The sequence below is a fragment of the Marinobacter confluentis genome, from assembly GCF_004785685.1.
Classification (GTDB): Bacteria; Pseudomonadota; Gammaproteobacteria; order Pseudomonadales; family Oleiphilaceae; genus Marinobacter; species Marinobacter confluentis.
This window is the reverse complement of the sequence record NZ_SRPF01000002.1, coordinates 649,521-667,814: the sequence shown is the minus strand read 5'-3', so window position 1 is coordinate 667,814 and position 18,294 is coordinate 649,521. Positions and strand designations below refer to the sequence as shown.

23 protein-coding genes and 2 pseudogenes are annotated in these 18,294 nt (G+C 51.1%); 16 read left to right on the top strand and 9 right to left on the bottom strand.

What is annotated here, in order from left to right; all coding sequences use genetic code 11:
* The first annotated feature begins 9 nt into the window (after positions 1 to 9).
* From ureG to E5Q11_RS08650, 6 genes are all read left to right on the top strand, one after another.
* Positions 10 to 648 (top strand): urease accessory protein UreG, encoded by a 639-nt coding sequence (gene ureG / locus E5Q11_RS08680; protein WP_135802996.1) that lies wholly within the window; start codon positions 10 to 12, stop codon positions 646 to 648.
* A 45-nt stretch (positions 649 to 693) separates the two neighbouring features.
* Positions 694 to 1,278: a HupE/UreJ family protein gene (locus tag E5Q11_RS08675; RefSeq protein WP_135802995.1), complete on the top strand. Its 585-nt coding sequence runs from the start codon at positions 694 to 696 to the stop codon at positions 1,276 to 1,278.
* 700 nt (positions 1,279 to 1,978) lie between these two features.
* Positions 1,979 to 3,661, top strand: a complete 1,683-nt coding sequence (locus tag E5Q11_RS08670) for an adenylosuccinate synthetase (protein ID WP_210426301.1) — start codon at positions 1,979 to 1,981, stop codon at positions 3,659 to 3,661.
* Between the two features lie 11 nt (positions 3,662 to 3,672).
* Complete coding sequence (locus E5Q11_RS08665) at positions 3,673 to 4,320, top strand: DUF7002 family protein (RefSeq protein ID WP_135803384.1); 648 nt, start codon at positions 3,673 to 3,675, stop codon at positions 4,318 to 4,320.
* Positions 4,317 to 4,880, top strand: coding sequence for an adenylate kinase family protein (locus E5Q11_RS08660; protein ID WP_135802993.1), 564 nt, complete (start codon positions 4,317 to 4,319; stop codon positions 4,878 to 4,880). Before E5Q11_RS08665 ends, E5Q11_RS08660 begins: the two co-directional genes overlap by 4 nt.
* 612 nt (positions 4,881 to 5,492) lie before the next feature.
* Entirely contained in the window at positions 5,493 to 6,326 is an 834-nt protein-coding gene (locus tag E5Q11_RS08650; RefSeq protein ID WP_135802991.1) for an ATP F0F1 synthase synthase, read from the top strand.
* A gap of 6 nt (positions 6,327 to 6,332) precedes the next feature.
* Here E5Q11_RS08650 and E5Q11_RS08645 read toward each other — a convergent pair whose 3' ends face one another.
* From E5Q11_RS08645 to E5Q11_RS08625, 5 genes are all read right to left on the bottom strand, one after another.
* Complete coding sequence (locus tag E5Q11_RS08645) at positions 6,333 to 6,470, bottom strand: hypothetical protein (protein WP_225314890.1); 138 nt, start codon at positions 6,468 to 6,470, stop codon at positions 6,333 to 6,335.
* A 189-nt stretch (positions 6,471 to 6,659) separates the two neighbouring features.
* Complete coding sequence (locus tag E5Q11_RS08640; protein WP_135802990.1) at positions 6,660 to 7,733, bottom strand: helix-turn-helix domain-containing protein; 1,074 nt, start codon at positions 7,731 to 7,733, stop codon at positions 6,660 to 6,662.
* 3 nt (positions 7,734 to 7,736) lie between these two features.
* Positions 7,737 to 8,381, bottom strand: a complete 645-nt coding sequence (locus E5Q11_RS08635) for a hypothetical protein (RefSeq protein ID WP_135802989.1) — start codon at positions 8,379 to 8,381, stop codon at positions 7,737 to 7,739.
* Between the two features lie 90 nt (positions 8,382 to 8,471).
* Positions 8,472 to 8,801, bottom strand: coding sequence for a hypothetical protein (locus E5Q11_RS08630; protein ID WP_225314889.1), 330 nt, complete (start codon positions 8,799 to 8,801; stop codon positions 8,472 to 8,474).
* Positions 8,802 to 8,892: 91 nt separating this feature from the next.
* The gene (locus E5Q11_RS08625) at positions 8,893 to 10,236 is read right to left on the bottom strand and encodes a hypothetical protein (protein WP_225314888.1); all 1,344 of its coding nucleotides are present in this window, start codon (positions 10,234 to 10,236) and stop codon (positions 8,893 to 8,895) included.
* 197 nt (positions 10,237 to 10,433) lie between these two features.
* Here E5Q11_RS08625 and E5Q11_RS08620 point away from each other — a divergent pair, with 197 nt between their 5' ends.
* Positions 10,434 to 10,991 (top strand): N-acyl amino acid synthase FeeM domain-containing protein, encoded by a 558-nt coding sequence (locus tag E5Q11_RS08620; RefSeq protein ID WP_135802988.1) that lies wholly within the window; start codon positions 10,434 to 10,436, stop codon positions 10,989 to 10,991.
* 43 nt (positions 10,992 to 11,034) lie between these two features.
* On the opposite strand, the gene E5Q11_RS08615 is transcribed toward E5Q11_RS08620, so the two are convergent.
* The 4 genes and pseudogenes from E5Q11_RS08615 to E5Q11_RS08600 all read right to left on the bottom strand — a co-directional run bounded on the left by E5Q11_RS08615 (position 11,035) and on the right by E5Q11_RS08600 (position 13,063).
* A complete protein-coding gene (locus tag E5Q11_RS08615) occupies positions 11,035 to 11,490 on the bottom strand; it encodes a hypothetical protein (protein ID WP_135802987.1) in 456 nt (151 codons plus the stop codon).
* Between the two features lie 10 nt (positions 11,491 to 11,500).
* A complete protein-coding gene (locus E5Q11_RS08610) occupies positions 11,501 to 12,274 on the bottom strand; it encodes a hypothetical protein (protein ID WP_210426319.1) in 774 nt (257 codons plus the stop codon).
* A 186-nt stretch (positions 12,275 to 12,460) separates the two neighbouring features.
* Positions 12,461 to 12,736 (bottom strand): annotated as a pseudogene (locus E5Q11_RS08605) (type VI secretion system PAAR protein); the annotation flags it as partial.
* Between the two features lie 69 nt (positions 12,737 to 12,805).
* Positions 12,806 to 13,063 (bottom strand): hypothetical protein, encoded by a 258-nt coding sequence (locus E5Q11_RS08600; RefSeq protein WP_225314887.1) that lies wholly within the window; start codon positions 13,061 to 13,063, stop codon positions 12,806 to 12,808.
* Between the two features lie 181 nt (positions 13,064 to 13,244).
* Between E5Q11_RS08600 and E5Q11_RS08595 the strand changes: the two genes are divergently transcribed.
* The 9 genes and pseudogenes from E5Q11_RS08595 to E5Q11_RS08555 all read left to right on the top strand — a co-directional run bounded on the left by E5Q11_RS08595 (position 13,245) and on the right by E5Q11_RS08555 (position 18,291).
* Entirely contained in the window at positions 13,245 to 13,583 is a 339-nt protein-coding gene (locus E5Q11_RS08595; RefSeq protein WP_135802986.1) for a zinc ribbon domain-containing protein YjdM, read from the top strand.
* 139 nt (positions 13,584 to 13,722) lie between these two features.
* Positions 13,723 to 14,336, top strand: a pseudogene (locus E5Q11_RS08590) (glutathione S-transferase).
* A gap of 71 nt (positions 14,337 to 14,407) precedes the next feature.
* Positions 14,408 to 14,734: a hypothetical protein gene (locus E5Q11_RS08585; RefSeq protein WP_135802985.1), complete on the top strand. Its 327-nt coding sequence runs from the start codon at positions 14,408 to 14,410 to the stop codon at positions 14,732 to 14,734.
* 78 nt (positions 14,735 to 14,812) lie between these two features.
* Positions 14,813 to 15,535 carry a DUF429 domain-containing protein gene (locus E5Q11_RS08580; protein WP_135802984.1) on the top strand — a complete coding sequence of 241 codons (723 nt, stop codon included), beginning with the start codon at positions 14,813 to 14,815 and terminating at the stop codon, positions 15,533 to 15,535.
* 51 nt (positions 15,536 to 15,586) lie between these two features.
* Complete coding sequence (locus E5Q11_RS08575; protein WP_135802983.1) at positions 15,587 to 15,892, top strand: hypothetical protein; 306 nt, start codon at positions 15,587 to 15,589, stop codon at positions 15,890 to 15,892.
* Positions 15,893 to 16,144: 252 nt separating this feature from the next.
* Positions 16,145 to 16,336 (top strand): hypothetical protein, encoded by a 192-nt coding sequence (locus tag E5Q11_RS08570; RefSeq protein ID WP_135802982.1) that lies wholly within the window; start codon positions 16,145 to 16,147, stop codon positions 16,334 to 16,336.
* A 154-nt stretch (positions 16,337 to 16,490) separates the two neighbouring features.
* Positions 16,491 to 17,138 (top strand): nuclease-related domain-containing protein, encoded by a 648-nt coding sequence (locus E5Q11_RS08565; RefSeq protein WP_135802981.1) that lies wholly within the window; start codon positions 16,491 to 16,493, stop codon positions 17,136 to 17,138.
* Positions 17,135 to 17,806, top strand: a complete 672-nt coding sequence (locus E5Q11_RS08560) for a DUF1294 domain-containing protein (protein ID WP_135802980.1) — start codon at positions 17,135 to 17,137, stop codon at positions 17,804 to 17,806. Before E5Q11_RS08565 ends, E5Q11_RS08560 begins: the two co-directional genes overlap by 4 nt.
* Complete coding sequence (locus tag E5Q11_RS08555) at positions 17,794 to 18,291, top strand: hypothetical protein (protein WP_168215634.1); 498 nt, start codon at positions 17,794 to 17,796, stop codon at positions 18,289 to 18,291. Before E5Q11_RS08560 ends, E5Q11_RS08555 begins: the two co-directional genes overlap by 13 nt.
* Positions 18,292 to 18,294 lie beyond the last annotated feature (3 nt).

Genomic DNA, 18,294 nt, shown 5'->3' with positions numbered 1-18,294 from the left:
GATAAAACAATGACACATTGCCTGAGAGTTGGAGTTGGTGGCCCAGTGGGCTCCGGTAAAACGGCCCTCCTGCGCCAGTTGTGCAAAGCCCTTAAAGACCATTACGACATCGCCGTGGTCACCAACGACATCTACACCCGAGAAGACGCCGACTTTCTGCTGAAGCACGAAGCCCTGCCAGCGGACCGCATCCTGGGCGTAGAAACCGGCGGCTGCCCCCACACAGCCATCCGCGAAGACGCCAGCATGAACCTGGCCGCCATCGACGACCTGCAAAGCCGCCACCCCAACCTGGAACTGGTGCTGGTGGAATCCGGCGGCGACAACCTCTCCGCCACCTTCAGCCCGGAACTGAGCGACCTGACCCTCTACGTGATCGACGTATCCGCCGGTGACAAAATCCCCCGCAAAGGCGGCCCCGGCATCACCAAATCCGACCTGCTGATCATCAACAAGATCGACATCGCCGAACAGGTGCATGCGTCCCTGGACGTGATGGAGCGCGACAGCAAGAAGATGCGGGGTGAGCGGCCGTTTGTGTTCACCAACCTATACGACGGAGTAGGGCTGGAGACGATCATCAGCTTTATTCTGGAGCGGGGGATGTTGCCGGAGAGAAGGCCAGAAAAAGTCGCTGAAAGCGCCTGACCCGAACCACAAAGATTCAGAACCACCAAGACACGGAGAAACACCATGAACACAGTAACCCGCCTGCTAATCGCCACCGGCCTGATACTGACAGCCACCACCGCAGCCGCCCACACCGGCCACGGCGCCCACGCTGAAAGCGGTTTCCTCAGCGGCCTGCTGCACCCCATGCTGGGCCTGGACCACCTGCTGGCCATGGCCGCCATCGGCTTCTGGAGCGTGCGCCAGAACAACACCATGAAAAACGCCACACCGGTGTTCGTGATCGGCGGCATGATACTGGGCGCGGGGCTTGCTTGGGGTGGGTTGAGTTTGCCGGGTGTTGAAATGGGAATTACGTTCTCTGTGCTGGTAGCCGGTATTCTTATCGCTACGCTCGCCAAGATACCGACGGTTTTGGGTGGCAGCATAGTGGGGGCTTTTATGCTGTTCCACGGCTTTGCGCACGGCACTGAGATGCCTGCTGGGGTCAAGCTGGCGGCTTATCTGGCCGGCTTCTCGATTGTGACGCTGGCGGTCATGTTTTTTGGGCGTGTGATGGGTGGCCTGATGATGAAGGCGGATAGTCGGTTTAGTCGTGGTGTTGGGGGTGTTTTGGCGGTTGTTGGGGGTTATCTGGCGGCTGCTTGACCTAATCCAGATTGTTGGGTGAAAACAAGCGCCGCTTATGATAGCAAGCGGCCTCTCGACTCTACATGGGGAGCCAAGAATTCCGAGACCGACTCTCCGTCGGAGGGCAATCTCCTCAAACTATGTCCGTATAACACCAAATCCTATCTGATGACCACCAACTATTACCAACGTTGGCAGGCTAACTTATGCCAGTCCGTGCCTGATGGTTGGTGTCGGTAAAAGGCTTTTGGAGTAGGGCTTTTGATGTTCACCAACTTGCATAGCTAGCTAGGGATGGCGCTTGCTAATCATCGGGTTTCAAAACCGGGCGTGCTGGTTTTAGGTGCTAGCTTTCCCAGCTGATGGTGATCTAGAGTGACGAGATATTCGATGCTTTTTGGCTCGACAGACTAAAAGCGCTTTAAGGCTGAGTGTGCCGAAGTTCTTCAGGCGCCCAGCTCAAATGTCCACGTTATCAATTTTCAATTTAAGATATCTGTGTCAGGAGCTTTATAGACAGACTCATCGCGCAGTTACTGAAAATTACCGGCGACTTCGAGACATTTATCCAATGTTGGTCTAGCCTTTACGAAAAATCTACGAATCAAACTCTGAGTAGTTAAGTTTTACAGATTACCGGTTTTATGGTCTAACCTTCAATTTGGGAGATTAAAAGCCATTCTAAAATGCAAGCTGCTAAAAATTAATAAGGATCGTCATGAAGCAGGTAGTCGTTCTTACAGGGCGTCTTTACACAGGAAAGTCAGGATTGGCGAGCCTATTGGAGAAAGAGTTTGCCTTTGAGGTATTCAAAGTTAGCAGGCATCTAAAGAATGTCTCAGAAAGCCAAGGTGAGCGCTCAAATAGGGCGGCTCTGCAAGATTTGGGCATGAAGTTGGATAGTGATACCGACGGAGAATGGCTCTCTAAGACGATAAAAAGCCATATAGATAACGCCAAAAATCTTCGGCCCCTAGTGATAGATAGTGTCGTTAATCGGCGGCAGCTTGAGCACCTTCGAAAGCTGGATGATTTGAACGTTGTTCACGTTCATTTATATGCTGGACGAGTAGAACTGAAAGGCAGAAGCAACCACCAAGACCCTGCTGGAAATCAAGGTGATTATTTCGACCTAGACAATATAAAAGACGAAGAAGATATACTCTATTTTAAGCATGATGCTGATGTGAGGATTAATACCTCTCGAACAGATGAGCTCGATACTCTCGTGAGGGTGGCGGGCAGGCTGGGTCTTTATTCTTCCCCAGATATTAGATGCGTAGACGTACTTATTGGCGGGCAGTATGGAAGTGAGGGCAAAGGGCATGTGGCTGCCTATTTGGCTAAGGATTATGATGTTTTGGTAAGAGTCGGTGGCCCGAACGCAGGTCATACGGTATCAAGTTCCTCTGGACTCTACACCTATCATCACCTGCCGTCTGGATCTAAGGACACTCGGGCAAAGCTGTTGTTGGGACCAGGCACGACGATTTATGTAAAAACACTGCTTCAGGAAATCAAAGACTGCGGAATCTCTCCTGATCGTTTGTTCATAGACCCGCAAGCGATGATCATAGAAGACCGAGATTTAGAGAGTGAGCAAGGTTTAGTTGGAAGTATTGCTTCGACCGGCAGAGGGAGCGGAGCTGCGCAAGCGCGCAGAATAACCGGCCGTCATGACAGTGAGTTAAGGCTGGCTAAAGATGTTCCGGAGCTGAGATCTTTCGTCGGAGACGAAGCGCCATATCGTGGTTCAACTTTGAACCAGCTTGAGTTGGCTTACTATCAGCGAAAGCTGATTCTCTTGGAAGGGACCCAGGGAAGTGGTTTGAGTATCTTTCACGGTAACTATCCCTACGTTACGTCCAGAGATACTAATGTAGGTGGATGTCTGGCTGAAGCGGGGATTTCTCCCAATAGAATCAGGAGAACTTTGATGGTTGTCAGGCCAACTCCAATAAGGGTCGGCAACCCTGACGGATCCAACGGTGAAACGTCTGGGCCGCTGAAACACGAAGTGACTTTCGAAGAGGTTTCAAAAGCAGCTGGTTTGGATCCTATGGAGGTGTCCGGATATGAGAGAACCTCAACAACGAATCGGGCACGAAGAGTTGGCTGGTTCGAATGGGACCAATTTAGGCGAGCCTGTGCCCTGAATGCGCCGACAGATATTGTGTTGACTTTTGCGGACTACATTGACGAGTCTAATCGCAATGCACGTAGATTCGAGCAGTTAACAGAGGATACCATTAAATTTGTGGAGGAGTTAGAGCGAATCGCGAAGGCCCCCGTATCGCTGATCAATACAAGATTCGTGAGGCCAGAAAAAGGCGGGATCGATCTTCGGACAGTCATAGACAGAAGAAATTGGAATAGTTTTAGCAAAAGTGAGGGACCGTAGTGACACCAGATATGCTCATAAATAGTTACCCTCGATTGTTTCACATGGCTGAGCCCGAAAGTTGGGATCTGATTCAGGAATATGGATTGCTGAGTACAAAAGCGACTTTGGACAGATTTGTCGGCGAAGACGAACTACGAAAATCGTTGGAAGAGAGGCATAGAAGCTCGAAGACCAAAGTGGAAGTGAATGAAAACGGTCAGAGCATAGTGTTGCGCGACCAGAAGCCCATGCCTCGAGACCGCCTAGCGTTGGTTCTCAATGACGGAATTACCCCTGAGGAGTGGTATAGTTTTTTAAATAGCAAGGTTTTCACTTGGGCAGAAGAGGAAAGGCTCAATCGTCTTTTGAAGGCTAGAGAGTATCGAAAAGATGAGCACGATGTTCTTGTTCTTGATACAACGGCTCTGATCGAAAAATATGATCGAAGTGTGTTGCTCTGCCATATGAACTCGGGCAACACATTTCCTTACCTTCACAAACGAGGGTGGGAAATATTCAAGAGTGTTGAAGCATACCCTGTCTCAAAAAAGACAGGCAAGCCTCAAAAGAAGGTTGCAGAAGTGGTTTTTGACTACAGCATACCGGATATAAAAGACTTTGTTTTGGAGGCAAAAAGAGTCAAGGGCGATCAATTTATAAAAAATCTCGATTTATGACCGATATTGCGACAAATAAGACCTTGGTTCTTTTGAGTGGGCCTGTGGCGGCTGGAAAAACAAGTCTACTGAAAACTGTTGGCCAGCATATTCCGCTGGGTAGAATCAGCACTGGTTGGTTTTTGAGACAACAGGTTGAACGGCTTTCCTCTGAGTTTACCAGGTACGACCTTCAAGAGTATGGCGATAAGTTAGATCTAGAAACTAACTTTAGTTGGATTTATTGGGATCTGGTTCTTCCATATTTAAAGGACTCACCTGATTGTAATTTATGGTTCCTAGACTCGGTCCGAAAGCTGGAGCAGGTGCATTGTATTCGCAGCAATTTCGAAGGTAGGGTCCTTCACGTGCATGTAACGGCGTCCGATGACGTGCTGAGTGAGCGATATCTTTCTAGGGGGCGAATTGAGGATGAAAACGCATATACAACGGTTGGTCTTCATTCAAATGAAATTGCCGCGCGAGCTTTAATTGATGTGGCTGACTCTGTACTAGAGTTAAGTAGTGGCCCTAAAAATAGAGAGAAAATTGAGTCTCTCATTGAAAATTTAAAGGTGTAGATGCTTACGGTTTGGTTTTAGGCAGTAAAGGTCAGCCTTCCTATGCCCGCCACATGGATGTCACATGAATATTATTTTTCGACTTCTTCTTACATTTAATGCAACGTCACTGTTGATTGTTGTGTTTTTAGTTCAAAATGACTGTCCCCTTGAATGCTCAATCAGGTTCAACTTTTTTGGTCTTGGTTCTTCAGTTTGGTTTTCATATGTAATTTATTCAGCTGTTCCTCTTTTGCTTACTGCCTTGAGTATAGGTCTGAGCGCAAAGCTTGGAAGTGACGAATTCAAGAGGGGAGAGGTCTCAAACGTTGAATATGCAAACAATAGCTTTCTGCCTAGCTATCTTGGTTATTTCTTTGTCGCTTTAAGTGTCAGTGACTGGCAGTCGTTGGTTTTCGTTTATTCAATCTTGTTTGTTTTTACTTTTCTATCTCAGGCTTTGTATTTTAATCCACTGTTTTTGGTGTTTGGCTACAATTTTTATAATATAAGAACGTCGTCTGGATTATGCGTATTTCTCATAAGCAGAGAGAGATACAAGAATCCATCAGAAGTATGTATAGCGAGAGCATTTAGAATAAATGATTACACTTTTATCGAAAGAGGAAGTTTATGGACTACCTATTGGGAAAGGTGAAAGGTAAGGCGAAAAAATCGTATTTTAAGTTGCTTTCAGGCTGCTCTATATTTGATTCGTTTTATTTTGATAGGATTCAAGGTGTAGATTATTCGCCGGATCACAATCTTGACGAGGATTCGTTCTTTAAGATAGAAAATTTCAGTGGGAAAAGCTATTGTTTGGATTTTCTTAAGGGTGACTTTGATTCTAAGGAATATAACGATCTTGATTCAGATAGTTTCAAAAAGCTAGCATTTCTTGTCTCGATTCAAGACGAGAATTACTATTTTCAGAAGGTCACACCCTCGCTTTTCGTTCAAAAGAAAATGATTGTTTTCGGAGAGGTTGCGAAAATTGAGAAAAACCAGAACCGTTTAACGGTTAATGCGGTTCCAGATGCCATTTATTTCAAAGATCAGGATACTATTTTTTTTAAAAGCCTCGCAACAATATCGAGTATATTTCGTGGCATTGACACTCTTTATAAAGTAGCTACCGACGACGAGGTTAGCGAGTTCTTGAATGAGTCATTTCTAAAATTAGATGGTGATTATTCAGTAGAAAAAGTGTCTAAGCCGAATAGGAAGCGGTTGGCACTGGCGATGAATACCCTGGCAAAGATGTCAGATGGCGATAGGGAGAATATGCTTTCATACGTCGAACGTTATTGTCATGGAAAATTAAAGTTTGACGATGAATCTCGTCAGTTTCAGATTTCGAAAGATGAAGAGTTGAAGTTCTTGCTATATGGGATTGAACAGAGGTTTTACACCACTCCTTTCGGAAATGAGAAAAGACTGGCAAACTCTGTTCAAAAGATCGAGTGATTATCATTACATATGATCTGCTTTGGTATCAGGGTTCTCTAAAATGTGTTCCCTGACGCTAGGTTCTGCGGCCTTTTTTGGAAAGATATTCCCGCCGCCGGCAATACCGATCAGCTCGGACACCCAGCCGATTCCGGTGATCATGGGGTCGCCCCATTTTTCAAAATAGACGCGTGGTCGGTTGGGCCTCACGGATGGCGGCGGGTACAAATACACCGCGCACCTCCGCCGGCACGCTCAGGCGCTAACCAGATGCATATCACTAGCAAAATCGAGGAGGTCTGTACTCTGGATAAAGCCCATGGCTCTGGCCAACTCTGGTTTTTTATCGGCCTAGACCGCTCTCAGCTTTGCTCCAGAACTAACCGTTCTCACCTTCTCGTGATCTCCACCAAGAATGCCTTCAATTAAAGCTGATATTTCATCAACTGGAATCCCTAGTTCTGCAGCAATGTGGTCCTTGGTGAGGCGTTCCTTCCACAACTGACCAAAGACCTTTTTCCATAGTACCGACTCTTCACGTCTCATCGGCTCTGGCTCGTTCTTACGAAATCCTCGATAGCTAATCTGCTTACAGAGTTCTCGGTAATGCCACTCTGAGAGGCTCCCGACATCGTAGGCGGTTCGTGTGATGGCTGCGAGAGACACACCCCATCGGTGCTTGCAGGCCATTAATTGTTGCAATGAATGGACCATTGGGACATTTGCGATGAAATCGTCCCTAGGTACCAGAAATGCTGATGCGAATTGGTCAGCTTCTCGCTCTACTTCTCGACCACTTGTCCCTCCATGAAGATGCAGAACTAAATGGCCAAGTTCGTGAGCAGCATCGAACCGGCTTCTTTCAGCTGACTTAAAAGTATTTAGGAATACGTAGGGGACTCCATTTCTCCAGCAAGAAAATGCATCCACGTTCTTGTTACTTTCGGCTAAAGAGAAAACACGTATTCCTTTCGCTTCCAGTAGCTTTAGCAGGTGAGGTACTGGTTTGGAGCCAATTCCCCAATGACGTCTCAGCGCTATTGCAGCAGATTCTGGATCTTCATTCCTCAGATCGAGAAGGTCTGGCTCCGGCAGGTTAAACCGGTCGGTAATCCAGTCATCAAGCAGGTGAGCGATAGCTCCGGCAGATAAAGCCGCGTCTCGCTGTCTTGCAGTGAGTGAGGACAAACTTCGAAAGCTGACTGCTTCTACTGGCAGTTCCTCACAGTCTTCCTGGTAAAAAAAGCTTACCGGATACGAGAGCGCTTTTGCCAAAGCACTAACGGTTTCGTCGCCGGGATCGGCTGTTTGTCCTGATTCAATCCGAGTCAGGGTAAGTTGGGATATTCCGGCGCTTTCCGCTAGACGTTTTTTTGTCAACTGCCGGCGTTTTCTGGCTGTTGATAAGCGCGTTGGATTGAACATTTTTTAAAGCTTTCTCGAAATCTTAACGTCGAAGTCATCGAAGGTATCTGAATCGCGGACACTTGGTTCGAATCCAGGCTCAAAGCTTTCGTCCAAGACAAATATACGATGGTGAAAATCTTCAAACTGGGAGCCTTCAAACCGTTTAGGGCGAGAGACTTCTGCTCTCACTGACCGGCCATCTGATGATACGCAGACGATCCAAACTGTTGGAACAGCCCCGTGTACGTTTTCGCCTACATCATGTGATAGCTCAGTAAACATGTCGGTTTGACCTGCTGCTACGAGATCACGAGATGCTTTGCCCTTCCTGGAAATCGCCTGCGGGTTCCGTTTACTGCAGGCTCTATCAACGTTTTGAAAGAAGAGCTGGATCCCAAGATCATAGTTGACAGTGGCTTCAACATTTCCATCTCTATTGATTTTCCAACCTTCTCGCTCCAAGCCTAATCGGAGTTCTCGTACCCCATGGATGTACGCAAGCTGTCCTGGAGCACTTACAGGATCAACTCTCAAGCTTTCGGCTCTTCCCGCAGCGGCTGCAAAAGCGATTTTCCTAATCAGCTCTGTTGATAGGCCAATTGCGGCAAGATCTTGCTTGACGCTGATTTCGTCGTCAACGATAGTTGATTGCTGCTGATTCTCCATGGGATACGCCTCGCGATGTTTACTTTTTCAACCTACATTGTAGGGTGAAAAAATAAACATAGCAACGCGAAAACGAGAACCGCGACAGATCTATTTTACCCCTGCCCGTTCCCGCCAAATCAGCAGTACCAAAGCCAGCGCCGCCAGTGATCCCATCACAGCGGCGAAGGTGATCCCGGTCGTATTCAGGCTGGTCACGCTCGCCATCAATCCCAGGCCGATCACCGGCACCGAGATAGCGATATAGGCCACGACAAAGAACGTGGACGTCACCGCTGCCTTCTCCCCCGCAGGGCTGGCTGCGGCGATGGCGCCCGTGCCGGCGCGGAATGAGATGTCCTGGCCGATACCGGCAACCACAGCACCCACGACGAACAGGGCGAGGGACTGGGTGTAGATGCCCAGCGCTATCGGAATCACACCGAGTATCAGGGAAACGCAGCCCAGAGGAAGGCGCAGCCTGAGGGGCAGTGTGCCCTGGAGGAAGTGACCCAGGAAAACCGGGACAGATCTATTTTCCGAGCGTTAATTCCTCACCTCGGGATTTTGGCTCACTTTCAGTTTTCGAGATTTTCGGAGGTGGCGGTGTCCAAGCTTTCAGCAACTGCCCAGCCTCCTGATAAAAATGAGGCACTGCTTTTTCCAACTCCTCAACAAACACCTTCCGCCCACTGAACTTCCCGGCCAGGTCGACTTCAAAGACAATCTCCAACGTTGTCGCAGCAGTATTGGACGTATCAGATTCCAGCAATTCCGGCGAATCCCGCAAGTCCTTCAGTGCTTGATAGGTGGTTTCAGCCTTACCCGGTCTGGTAGCGCGAATGAAGAACCCGCCCGGTGCTGTCTTCTTCAGCTGGCGCAGTAGCCAATTAACCCTGGCTTTGGTGCTCTGCTTGTCTTTGGGTGCCGTGAGGCGCATTGAGCAATAGATCATTCTCCGCTGAAGGTCTGCCGTTATTTCCAGGTCCGCCGCTGCGTTGATGATGTGGAGTGCGCAATTCAGCGTCGGTGCTTTGCAGAAGGCATCGGCGTCGTCCTTCACGCGCTTTGCGGCATCGAGGCGGTGATCGTTTTTCAGTTTCAGGGAAACATCGCTGCCTGTGAGGCGGGACATGATAAGGCACAGGTCCCGTTGTTCCTGATGCCAGGCGGCGATGGTGTTCTGTACCTCGTCGCTGGTTTTCGCGAGTGTGGCATTGCTCTTCACTTTGTTGACGACGTCTTTCCATTCGGCGTTCATCTGGTCGAAATGGCTGATGCCTGAGCGGTCGCTTTCCAGGTAGCGCAGTATTTCACTGAGGATAAATACCTGGTCCTCATCCTCCACGCCATCGTTCTTGAGCAGGAGCTGGCACTGGGTACGGATGAATGCCCATGACCAGTGGAAGAGGGATACTGACTTGGTGGCGTTCTTTGAGAGCTTCACGGGGTGATGCGTTGGAAGTGCTGCAAACTGGTTGGTGATGGTGATCACAGCATCCAGTTTGTGGTTTTTTGCCTGCTGGAGGTAACGGGATACCTGTTCCTCCCCAACCGTGTCATTGCCAACTTTGGCCTCTATCAGCGCCCGCCACTCACGCCTGCCGGTGCTGAGGACGAGCAGACCGTCTGGTCGGTCTTTGTTTTTGACGGCTTTCTTGTCTTCATTCTGGAAGACCACCTCTGTCCACGCTTCCAGTTTTGCGCTAGTACCAACACGCACGCCCAGAGATTTCAGCAGAGACTGGCGCAGCTCAAGTACGGAGCGCAGGCCTGCCATGATGACGGAGACGGATTTCAGTTCTCTTGTGCTGTCTGGGGTGATGGGGATGAGTCGGGCAGGTTCTCCGCCAATCAGGTAGTCGGGACGAGACATGGCGAAACGTTCCTTGTTTTTATTGGATTTAGGTTGCTAATTAAGGCTAGCATTAAATTTCGGTTATGCTCGGGGATTCGGCAAGGAAATGTAAAATATTCGGGCCCACATATAACCGGAGTCTGGCGGACCCCGATGGTCCTGGCTTGGAGGGGGTGAGGATGGATTGCATGCAACCTGTGTGGGGATAGTGACCGGTGGTATCGGAAATTAAGTACGACCTCAGTCCGGAAGAGATTAAATCCGTTTATCGACTACGATATGACGTCTACGTGACAGAGCTTGGCTATCCACAAAAGCACGCCTGTCATGTGACAGGGACGCTGCCTGATCCATTGGATGAATCAGGCGATTTATTTGCCGTGTTCAGGAACGGTCTGGTCATCGGTACCTGCCTCAGCAATTACACGAAAAGCAATAATCTCGAATACTATCCTTCGCTGTATAAAATGAGTCGCTTCGCAAAGTCCTATAAAGAGCACGCGTCGGTCACCACCAAGCTGGTTGTCCAAAAAGGCTTCAGAAACAGCTCCGCTGCCTTTCAGCTTGCGCTCGCAACCTACCTGAAAGGGTTGAGTGACGGCGTCAGATACAATTTCATTGATTGCGACCCAAAGATGGTGAAGTTCTTTCACCGGCTGGGATACGTCGTTCATTTACCGGAAGTAAACCACCCTGAATTCGGCAGCGGTATTGTGATGGCGTTGGAGTTGAGGAATGTGGAGCGGCTGATGGATGCCCGTTCCCCCTTTTAAAAGCATCTGCAGGCAGCGGGGTAGCGTTAAAACGGGGACAGATCTATTTTCTGGATCTTAGTGCTAGGACGTGAAACCACCCCTTCTGCCAGGAAACACCTCTCGGGCCAGAAATAAAGGGAAGCCGCAGCCGCTTTTTCGGTGACACGGAGATCTCCCAAACACAATCCCCGAAAAACTCAAAAGTGATTCCGGCGGAACCCACACAGTTCAGGTTGCGAAAGTGCCCGGTTGTATAGGGGGCGCCGAGTGTCGCAGTATCAACTCTCTCGAGGTCTTCATCCAACAAGTGGATATGGAGTGAGTCTTCGAACGGGATGTCGTCGGTCAGAAATAGAAGGTACTGGTTGCCAAGCTGTACACAAGCTTCGAGAACGGTTCCCTCCAGCGGTTCCTCTGAGGTCTTGCCCGCAATGGTTACGAAGCTCGTTGCGAGTTCTTGGTCGTTGCCTTCCTTTGCCAGGGTCAGGCTGGCGTCTTCCCGGATACGTTGCTGCATGTATTGAACCCTACCAGAAAAAACTGACGCCGAAGGCTGCCAGAGCGCCACCTACAAATGCGCCGACTCCAACGCACACAGGCGCACCCGGTCCACAGGCCAGTCCCGCTATAGCACCACCGGCCATCCCGCCCCCGATTCCAGCTCCAGTAATCGCTGCTTCCTGGGTGGCGGCGTCAACCTTGTCCTCAGCATTTGCGATGCGGTAAATCGATAGCCCGAGAGAAAGAACGATCAGGCCCTTTCCAGCGTTGGAAAGCCTCTGCATCGTCGCTGATACTTTCGGGTTGGATTTGCCGGCAGACTCGACGATGGCTCCGTACACAGCCTGTTGCTGTGAGTTCGTCAAAGACTGGAAGTTGGCGCCACGACCAAACAGTTGTTGTGTCTTGCGCCCAACCAGCTCATTGAGTGTTTTGCCTTCACTTTTGATCTGCTGTGCCAGTGCACGGCCGACTGGCGTACTCCTCCCCCGTATCATATCCATGATGAGGTTGCGGGCTTCTTCTGCCTGCCCAGCAGCCTGTTTCCAGGTAATGCGTCCTGACCTTGCTTCGGCACGCAGCTCTTCCGCCATTAGCCGTATTTGACGTGCGTAGGCCTGCCGAGCTTGTCCGTCTATCGTGGCGTGGGTTCCGATATTTGCAATTTCCGCTTCTAGGGCACGTATTGCATGTTCAAAGATCTCCTGATCCGAGCTTTCTTCCGTTGGCCCCGTGTGCTCGGGAGTCGCGTCGCTGTTCACCTGGCCGCTCGAATTCTCGTGCACTAAGGGGGATGCCACGTGGCCTTCCTGGCCAGAACTCGTTGTACTTGTTGAGCCGGGAGTTAGAGCTGAGTCATCTCCGGTCTGTGACAAGCTTGCTTGATTTGCAGCGGAGTTTTTTTGCATACCAGCTAGCCGTGGGCGCACTGGCGCAGGAGAAATCCCAGAAAAAGACGCAGGCGAATGGCTGTCACCAATCACAACGCTACCACTTCCAATAGTGACGCCTCCGCAGGAAATCGCTCCGCCAGTCACGGCAGCTGGAATACCATTGATTAGAACGGTTGAAGAACCGGCGGCTATGGCACGGGGATGTGGTGGATGTTTGGGTTTGGAGTGAGGGGCGAGGGGGTCTCCGACACGGGCAACGGGCTTACCATCAATCAGTACATCAGGCGAGCCGGCCGTCACCGGGGTTGGTGGAAATCCGTTATGGTCTGTACCAACGTCGCCGAGCAAGACAACTTTCTTTCCGCTCATGGTTGTTCATCCTTGATAAATACAGTGCTGAGGATAGACATAGCACTGAGGGCTTTCCATTTGGTCACGTTATTCCATCGCGACCACCGGTAGTTTACCGAGGCGCTGTGATCTGTCAATTTTCCTCGCAAACCGGGACATACCTATTTCCCCCCCAGCCCGTTCCCGCCGAATCAGCAGTACCAAAGCCAGCGCCGCCAGTGATCCCATCACAGCGGCGAAAGTGATCCCGGTCGTCATTAGGCTGGTCATGCTCGCCATCAATCCCAGGCCGATCACCGGCACCGAGATAGCGATATAGGCCACGACAAAGAAGGTGGACGTCACCGCTGCCTTCTCCCTTACAGGGCTGGGCGCGGCGATGGCGCCCATGCCGGCGCGGAATGGGATGCCCTGGCCCAGGGTTGAGGCGATGAAGGTACGTTCAGGCTCTGGATGGTCAGTTTGGGGCGGCGGCCCCCGTTTTCTGGCATCATGCCTGCTTTCAACACCGTCACAGGAAAGTTCTATGTCCCAACTCCCACCGTGTCCTCAATGTGGCTCAGAATACACCTACGAAGATGGCGTGCAGATGGTGTGCCCCGAGTGCGCACACGAGTGGAACGCTGCTGAAACGGAGGCCGCAGAAGCTGCGAGTATGATCCGCGATGCGAATGGCAACGAGCTGCAGGATGGCGACACGGTGACTGTGATCAAAGATCTGAAGGTTAAAGGGACCAGTTCGGTAGTTAAGGTTGGCACCAAGGTGAGAAACATTCGCCTGGTAGACGGCGACCACGACATCGATTGTAAGATTGACGGTATCGGCGCCATGAAACTGAAGTCGGAATTCGTGAAGAAGGTGTGACCAGAAAACCGGACCAGAAAACCGGGACAGATTTATTTTCTCGGCTTTCCCCATGATCAGCTTCCTTTATTCAGCCAGGAGCCACGCCATTACCTCTCTGCTGCCTCGTTTATATTCTTTCCGTCGTTGTCCCTACGCTATGCGCGCTCGGCTCGGGATCTTGTTTGCCGGACTGACGGTAGAGCTGCGGGAGATCGTGCTAAAAAACAAGCCGGCGCAGATGCTGGCGGTCAGTCCCAAAGGTACAGTTCCTGTTCTGGAGCTGGCAGAAGGCGATCGTTCTGAGAGGCTCGTTATTGAGGAAAGCAGGGAAATCGTCGAATGGGCGGGGCGTTGCGGCAGAGTGATCCAAAGGGTTTGTTGAATACTGATTTAGTAAGCGCTAATGCCCTGATCGACTGCAATGATAATGAATTCAAACACTGGCTGGATCGTTATAAATACGCGGATCGCCATCCAGAACTCTCCCAGTTGGATTACCAGCAGAAGGGTGAGGTCTTTTTGCAGGCGCTGGAAACCCTATTGGCCAAGAACCGCTATCTCCTGGGGAGCAACATCAGCATCGCTGATATTGGCATCATGCCTTTTGTACGCCAATTCGCCCACGTCGATCGGGAGGTGTTTTACAGTCTGCCCTATCCGAATTTACAGAAATGGCTGGGGGATTGGCTGGAACATCCAGTGTTCCTGCAGGCCATGATAAAATTCCCGGATTGGCAGGAAGGCGATGATAAGGTGGTATTTCCGCTCTGAAAATCAGCTTAAGCCAGGGCTCTACGGCTTCGGCTCCATTCCGTGGCCGCCGTGCTTAGCGCTAGGTTTACATGAAATATCCAGTGACCCCCGATGGGCGATACATGGTGGTTCGAGGAAGGTTGTGGCGCGTCGCCAATCCATTTCTTTCTGAGCCTGAGCGAGCGTCTCATGTCCAGAGGTTGATGAGCGCTCGCCGCGAGGTCAAAGCGGCCAAGGCTGCAAGCGACGATGCGCGCCTGGCCGCAGCGCGCCGCTCGGTGAATGACGCGAAGGTCGCTCTGGGTGAACGTGGGCCGGTCTGGTGGCAGGACGGCGCCAGGGACTATAACCGCCATCTCGTCAAAAACACTCCCTATCGGGACTGGTATGAGCGGCTAAACGAGCCGAAGGCTTAACAAGCGAATGTACCGGACAATGTCTGCGCCACTTCGCCGCTCCATAACTGCCGCAAATTTCGGAGTTGTAAGGAACCAATGACCAAATCAGTCGGCATAGACGGATGCAAATCCGGATGGTTCTTTTTCCAAAAAGCGGGCGAAGAAATCACCTTCGGAGTGGAAGAAAGCATTTCAAACCTATTCGATTCGCTCCCCGATAACTCCAAAGTATGCATCGATATCCCAATCGGCCTGATCGACCAGGGCTCAGCCGGCCGCGTATGCGACGTGGAAGTCCGAAAACTCCTCGGCCGCGCCAAGGCCTCTTCGGTTTTTCCCGCGCCATGCAGGTCTGTGCTTTTGGCGCGCAACTACGAGGAGGCTAAGGCACTGAGCGTTCAGGCGATTGGCAAGAAGCTCAGTAAGCAGGCCTTTGCGATCACACCAAAAATCAGGGAAGTCGATGAATTCCTGCGCAACAGCGGTCGAAAGGTTTCGATCAGAGAGGTTCACCCAGAGGTGTGCTTCTGGGCTCTGAATGGCCGCAGAGCGCTTGCCACTAAGAAAAAGAAGTCCGATGGTTTCGAGCAGCGGTTGGCGTTGCTCGAAAGGGTGTTTCCGAACGCCCGTGACATGGTCAGCGAAGCCCTGGATGACTATCCCCGCAAATCCGTGGCGAGGGACGATGTGTTGGATGCACTGGTTGCGCTGGTCGTCGCGTGTGCACCGGATGAGGCACTGCAAACCGTTCCTACTTCGCCCGTCGCCGACTCAGAGGGGTTGCCGATAGAGATCGTTTTTACAGAGCCGAAGCACTAGGAATACCGCAAAAGGTATATCTTCCCTATTAACGCCACAAGCGAGAGCGTCATGAATTTTTTGATCGCCGGTATTTTTGCATTCATCGTCGGGTTTCTGGTCTGGCGCAGTAAACGGACCACGGATCCTGCGGAACAGGCCTGTGCGATTGAAATCGGCGCCTTGCTTAAATCTGATCCGGATGCACAGCCTAAGGCCATTGCCGATATTTTTGTCAAACATGGCATTGCGCGGTCTCGCTGTCAGAGCGTTGGCCGGATGGTGATGCCGCAGTTGCGGAAAAATGGTCTGAACCCGGGGGATGCGATGCTTACAATGGGCAGGGTGAAGGCGGCTTATACTCTGGTGCCTTTGTAGGGTATTAGTAGGGTAAACCGGAAAAGATGTATTTTCCCAATAAGAGCGTTCGACATAACCATTCACAGCAGTAGTCTCCGAGGGACCGATTTCAACCTGACCTGGCGTGGCGAGGCCATCACCGGGCGCGGCGTGAACGTATTGCTGGTCCCCGACAACGATACCCGCGAGCCTGGGATCTCACCGGTGGAGCTGGAAAGTGCCAGGCGAACTGTCCAGCGCTGCTTTGCTTACTCCGAGTCCGGTACGACGGTGTCGTCCGATCTTGTCATCGAATGCCGGAGCGATCTACTGCGCGACTATGCAATGGCCGTACCCGACTCTCTGCCTGCCAGCAACGCAGTGCTGGAACAGCGCAGGCAGTGGGAGGCGCGACTGGCGGCAGACACGTTGCGCCAGACCTTTCGCGAGTTGGACCTTAGTGAGGCTTTGCGGAGAATCTGAATTTAGGATGGCCCGCCATGAGAATCGTGGGAAAACCGGGACAGATCTATTTTCTCGGCTTTCTTTGGCGTTACAAAAATCCTAAGGTGCAAAACGAAAGACTGATTTATCTTTCACGCTTAAGCGAAGGAAGTAATACAAGGACGTCTGCACGATGGATTTCAGCCCGATCTACCAGCAACTGACTGGTTTCCTGTGGTATTTGATACCACTCGCCGTTATCGGGGGGTTGATTAAATCACCCTGGTTCAAAGGCAAGGTTGGCGAATTTCTCGTTAACGCCTCGGCTCGTTTGTTCCTGGATAAATCCCGCTATCACCTGATCAAGAACGTCACCCTCCCCACGCCGGACGGCACCACGCAGATTGACCACGTCCTGGTTTCGGAATTTGGCGTGTTCGTTGTAGAAACGAAGAACATGAAGGGCTGGATTTTCGGCAGCCCCCATCAGCGTTTCTGGACTCAGAAAATTTTCCGATCCAACCATAAGTTTCAGAACCCACTGCATCAGAACTACAAGCACGTAAAAACCTTGCAAGCGCTGCTTGGGTTGGGCGACCACCAGATGCATTCGGTGGTGGTGTTTGTTGGTCACAACACATTCAAAACACCGGTGCCTGACAATGTAACGCGAGGTTTTGGCTATGTTCGTTACATCAAATCGAAGCAGGAAGCGGTGCTGAGCCCGGAGCAGGTGGAAGAAGCTCTGGAAAAAGTCGCTTCTGGTCGCCTCGAGGAATCCTTTTCGACTAATCGGGCTCATGTTAGGCATGTGAAAGAGTTGAAGGAAAAAGTGCGATGAACCAGAAAGGATTGCTCACCGCCTGGAGCGACGACAAGGGTTTCGGTTTCATCACCCCAGAGGCCGGTGGCGAGCGAGTTTTTGCTCATATCAGCGTTTATGCGGGTCAGGGCCGTCCCGTGTCTGATCGTAAGGTGAAGTACACCGTCACCAGAGATGCTCAGGGAAGACTAAGGGCTGGGCGTTTCGAGTATTTGGGTGCGGCCGGGATCGGCGCTAAGTTTGCGCCCGGAACCTTATTGGCCGGTGTTTTTGTGTTGGGGTTTTTCGCCCTTTTGGCTAGCCTGTTTTATCAGCACTATCTGCCCATTTCTGTCCTGGCTGCCTACGGTGGCGTAAGCGTGGTGTCGTTCGTGATGTACGGGATGGACAAAGCGGCTGCGCAGCGGGGCGGACAGCGTACGGCGGAAAATACGCTGCACCTTTTTGAGGTTTGTTGTGGCTGGCCCGGCGCGCTTATGGCCCAGCAGGTTTTTCGGCATAAAACGCGGAAGGGCAGTTATCAGTTCGTTTTCTGGCTGGCGGTTCTGGCAAACCTGGGAGCACTGGGCTGGTTGATGATTGCGCCAGAAGCGATGAGCTTCCGGCAGCAGTTGGGTTTTGATTTGTCGAGGTCTCTGACCTTCGATTGGGATGTATTCTGGAGTACAAGATCTTGGACCCTGTAAGTTTGCTGTTTTCTGCGTATCTGAATACGGTGCAGTCAACGGTATCGAATCATTTCAACGAAACCAGAAACTTAGAGGTTACTCCCGTCATCGTACAATACGAGGGTATTCCCGTTTCATTTCAGCATCAGTTATGGCGAGTGCGCCCGGAAAGTGTCTGTGCGAATTATCAGCAAAACATCAGGCAGTTCTCAGAGTGTACCGTTACGGCCTCAAGGCTTTTCAACGCGCTGTGTTTGGAATTGAAGCAATCCAGACCAGACGATTGGCGGCAGGTGCAGATCCAGAACATGTATTGCAATGCTGCTGTGTCTTTCAAGCCCACAGTTGCCAATATAGGCGCCGCACCTAAGCTTTCCGGGTTGGAGGAGGCTCGTCAGGTGTGCAACGCGGCGACGGTTGCGGCTATGGGGAATAGCGATCCCAAGTTGGCACGCGAGCGAGACAAGGCCTGTGAGGTTTATCGGGAATCGAAAAACCATTGACAA

Coding starts and splice junctions, on each gene's coding strand:
- ureG (WP_135802996.1), top strand. CDS start 10: ATGACACATTGCCTGAGAGTTGGAGTTGGTGGCCCAGTGGGCTCCGGT.
- E5Q11_RS08675 (WP_135802995.1), top strand. CDS start 694: ATGAACACAGTAACCCGCCTGCTAATCGCCACCGGCCTGATACTGACA.
- E5Q11_RS08670 (WP_210426301.1), top strand. CDS start 1,979: ATGAAGCAGGTAGTCGTTCTTACAGGGCGTCTTTACACAGGAAAGTCA.
- E5Q11_RS08665 (WP_135803384.1), top strand. CDS start 3,673: ATGCTCATAAATAGTTACCCTCGATTGTTTCACATGGCTGAGCCCGAA.
- E5Q11_RS08660 (WP_135802993.1), top strand. CDS start 4,317: ATGACCGATATTGCGACAAATAAGACCTTGGTTCTTTTGAGTGGGCCT.
- E5Q11_RS08650 (WP_135802991.1), top strand. CDS start 5,493: ATGGACTACCTATTGGGAAAGGTGAAAGGTAAGGCGAAAAAATCGTAT.
- E5Q11_RS08645 (WP_225314890.1), bottom strand. CDS start 6,470: ATGATCACCGGAATCGGCTGGGTGTCCGAGCTGATCGGTATTGCCGGC.
- E5Q11_RS08640 (WP_135802990.1), bottom strand. CDS start 7,733: ATGTTCAATCCAACGCGCTTATCAACAGCCAGAAAACGCCGGCAGTTG.
- E5Q11_RS08635 (WP_135802989.1), bottom strand. CDS start 8,381: ATGGAGAATCAGCAGCAATCAACTATCGTTGACGACGAAATCAGCGTC.
- E5Q11_RS08625 (WP_225314888.1), bottom strand. CDS start 10,236: ATGTCTCGTCCCGACTACCTGATTGGCGGAGAACCTGCCCGACTCATC.
- E5Q11_RS08615 (WP_135802987.1), bottom strand. CDS start 11,490: ATGCAGCAACGTATCCGGGAAGACGCCAGCCTGACCCTGGCAAAGGAA.
- E5Q11_RS08595 (WP_135802986.1), top strand. CDS start 13,245: ATGTCCCAACTCCCACCGTGTCCTCAATGTGGCTCAGAATACACCTAC.
- E5Q11_RS08585 (WP_135802985.1), top strand. CDS start 14,408: ATGAAATATCCAGTGACCCCCGATGGGCGATACATGGTGGTTCGAGGA.
- E5Q11_RS08580 (WP_135802984.1), top strand. CDS start 14,813: ATGACCAAATCAGTCGGCATAGACGGATGCAAATCCGGATGGTTCTTT.
- E5Q11_RS08575 (WP_135802983.1), top strand. CDS start 15,587: ATGAATTTTTTGATCGCCGGTATTTTTGCATTCATCGTCGGGTTTCTG.
- E5Q11_RS08565 (WP_135802981.1), top strand. CDS start 16,491: ATGGATTTCAGCCCGATCTACCAGCAACTGACTGGTTTCCTGTGGTAT.
- E5Q11_RS08560 (WP_135802980.1), top strand. CDS start 17,135: ATGAACCAGAAAGGATTGCTCACCGCCTGGAGCGACGACAAGGGTTTC.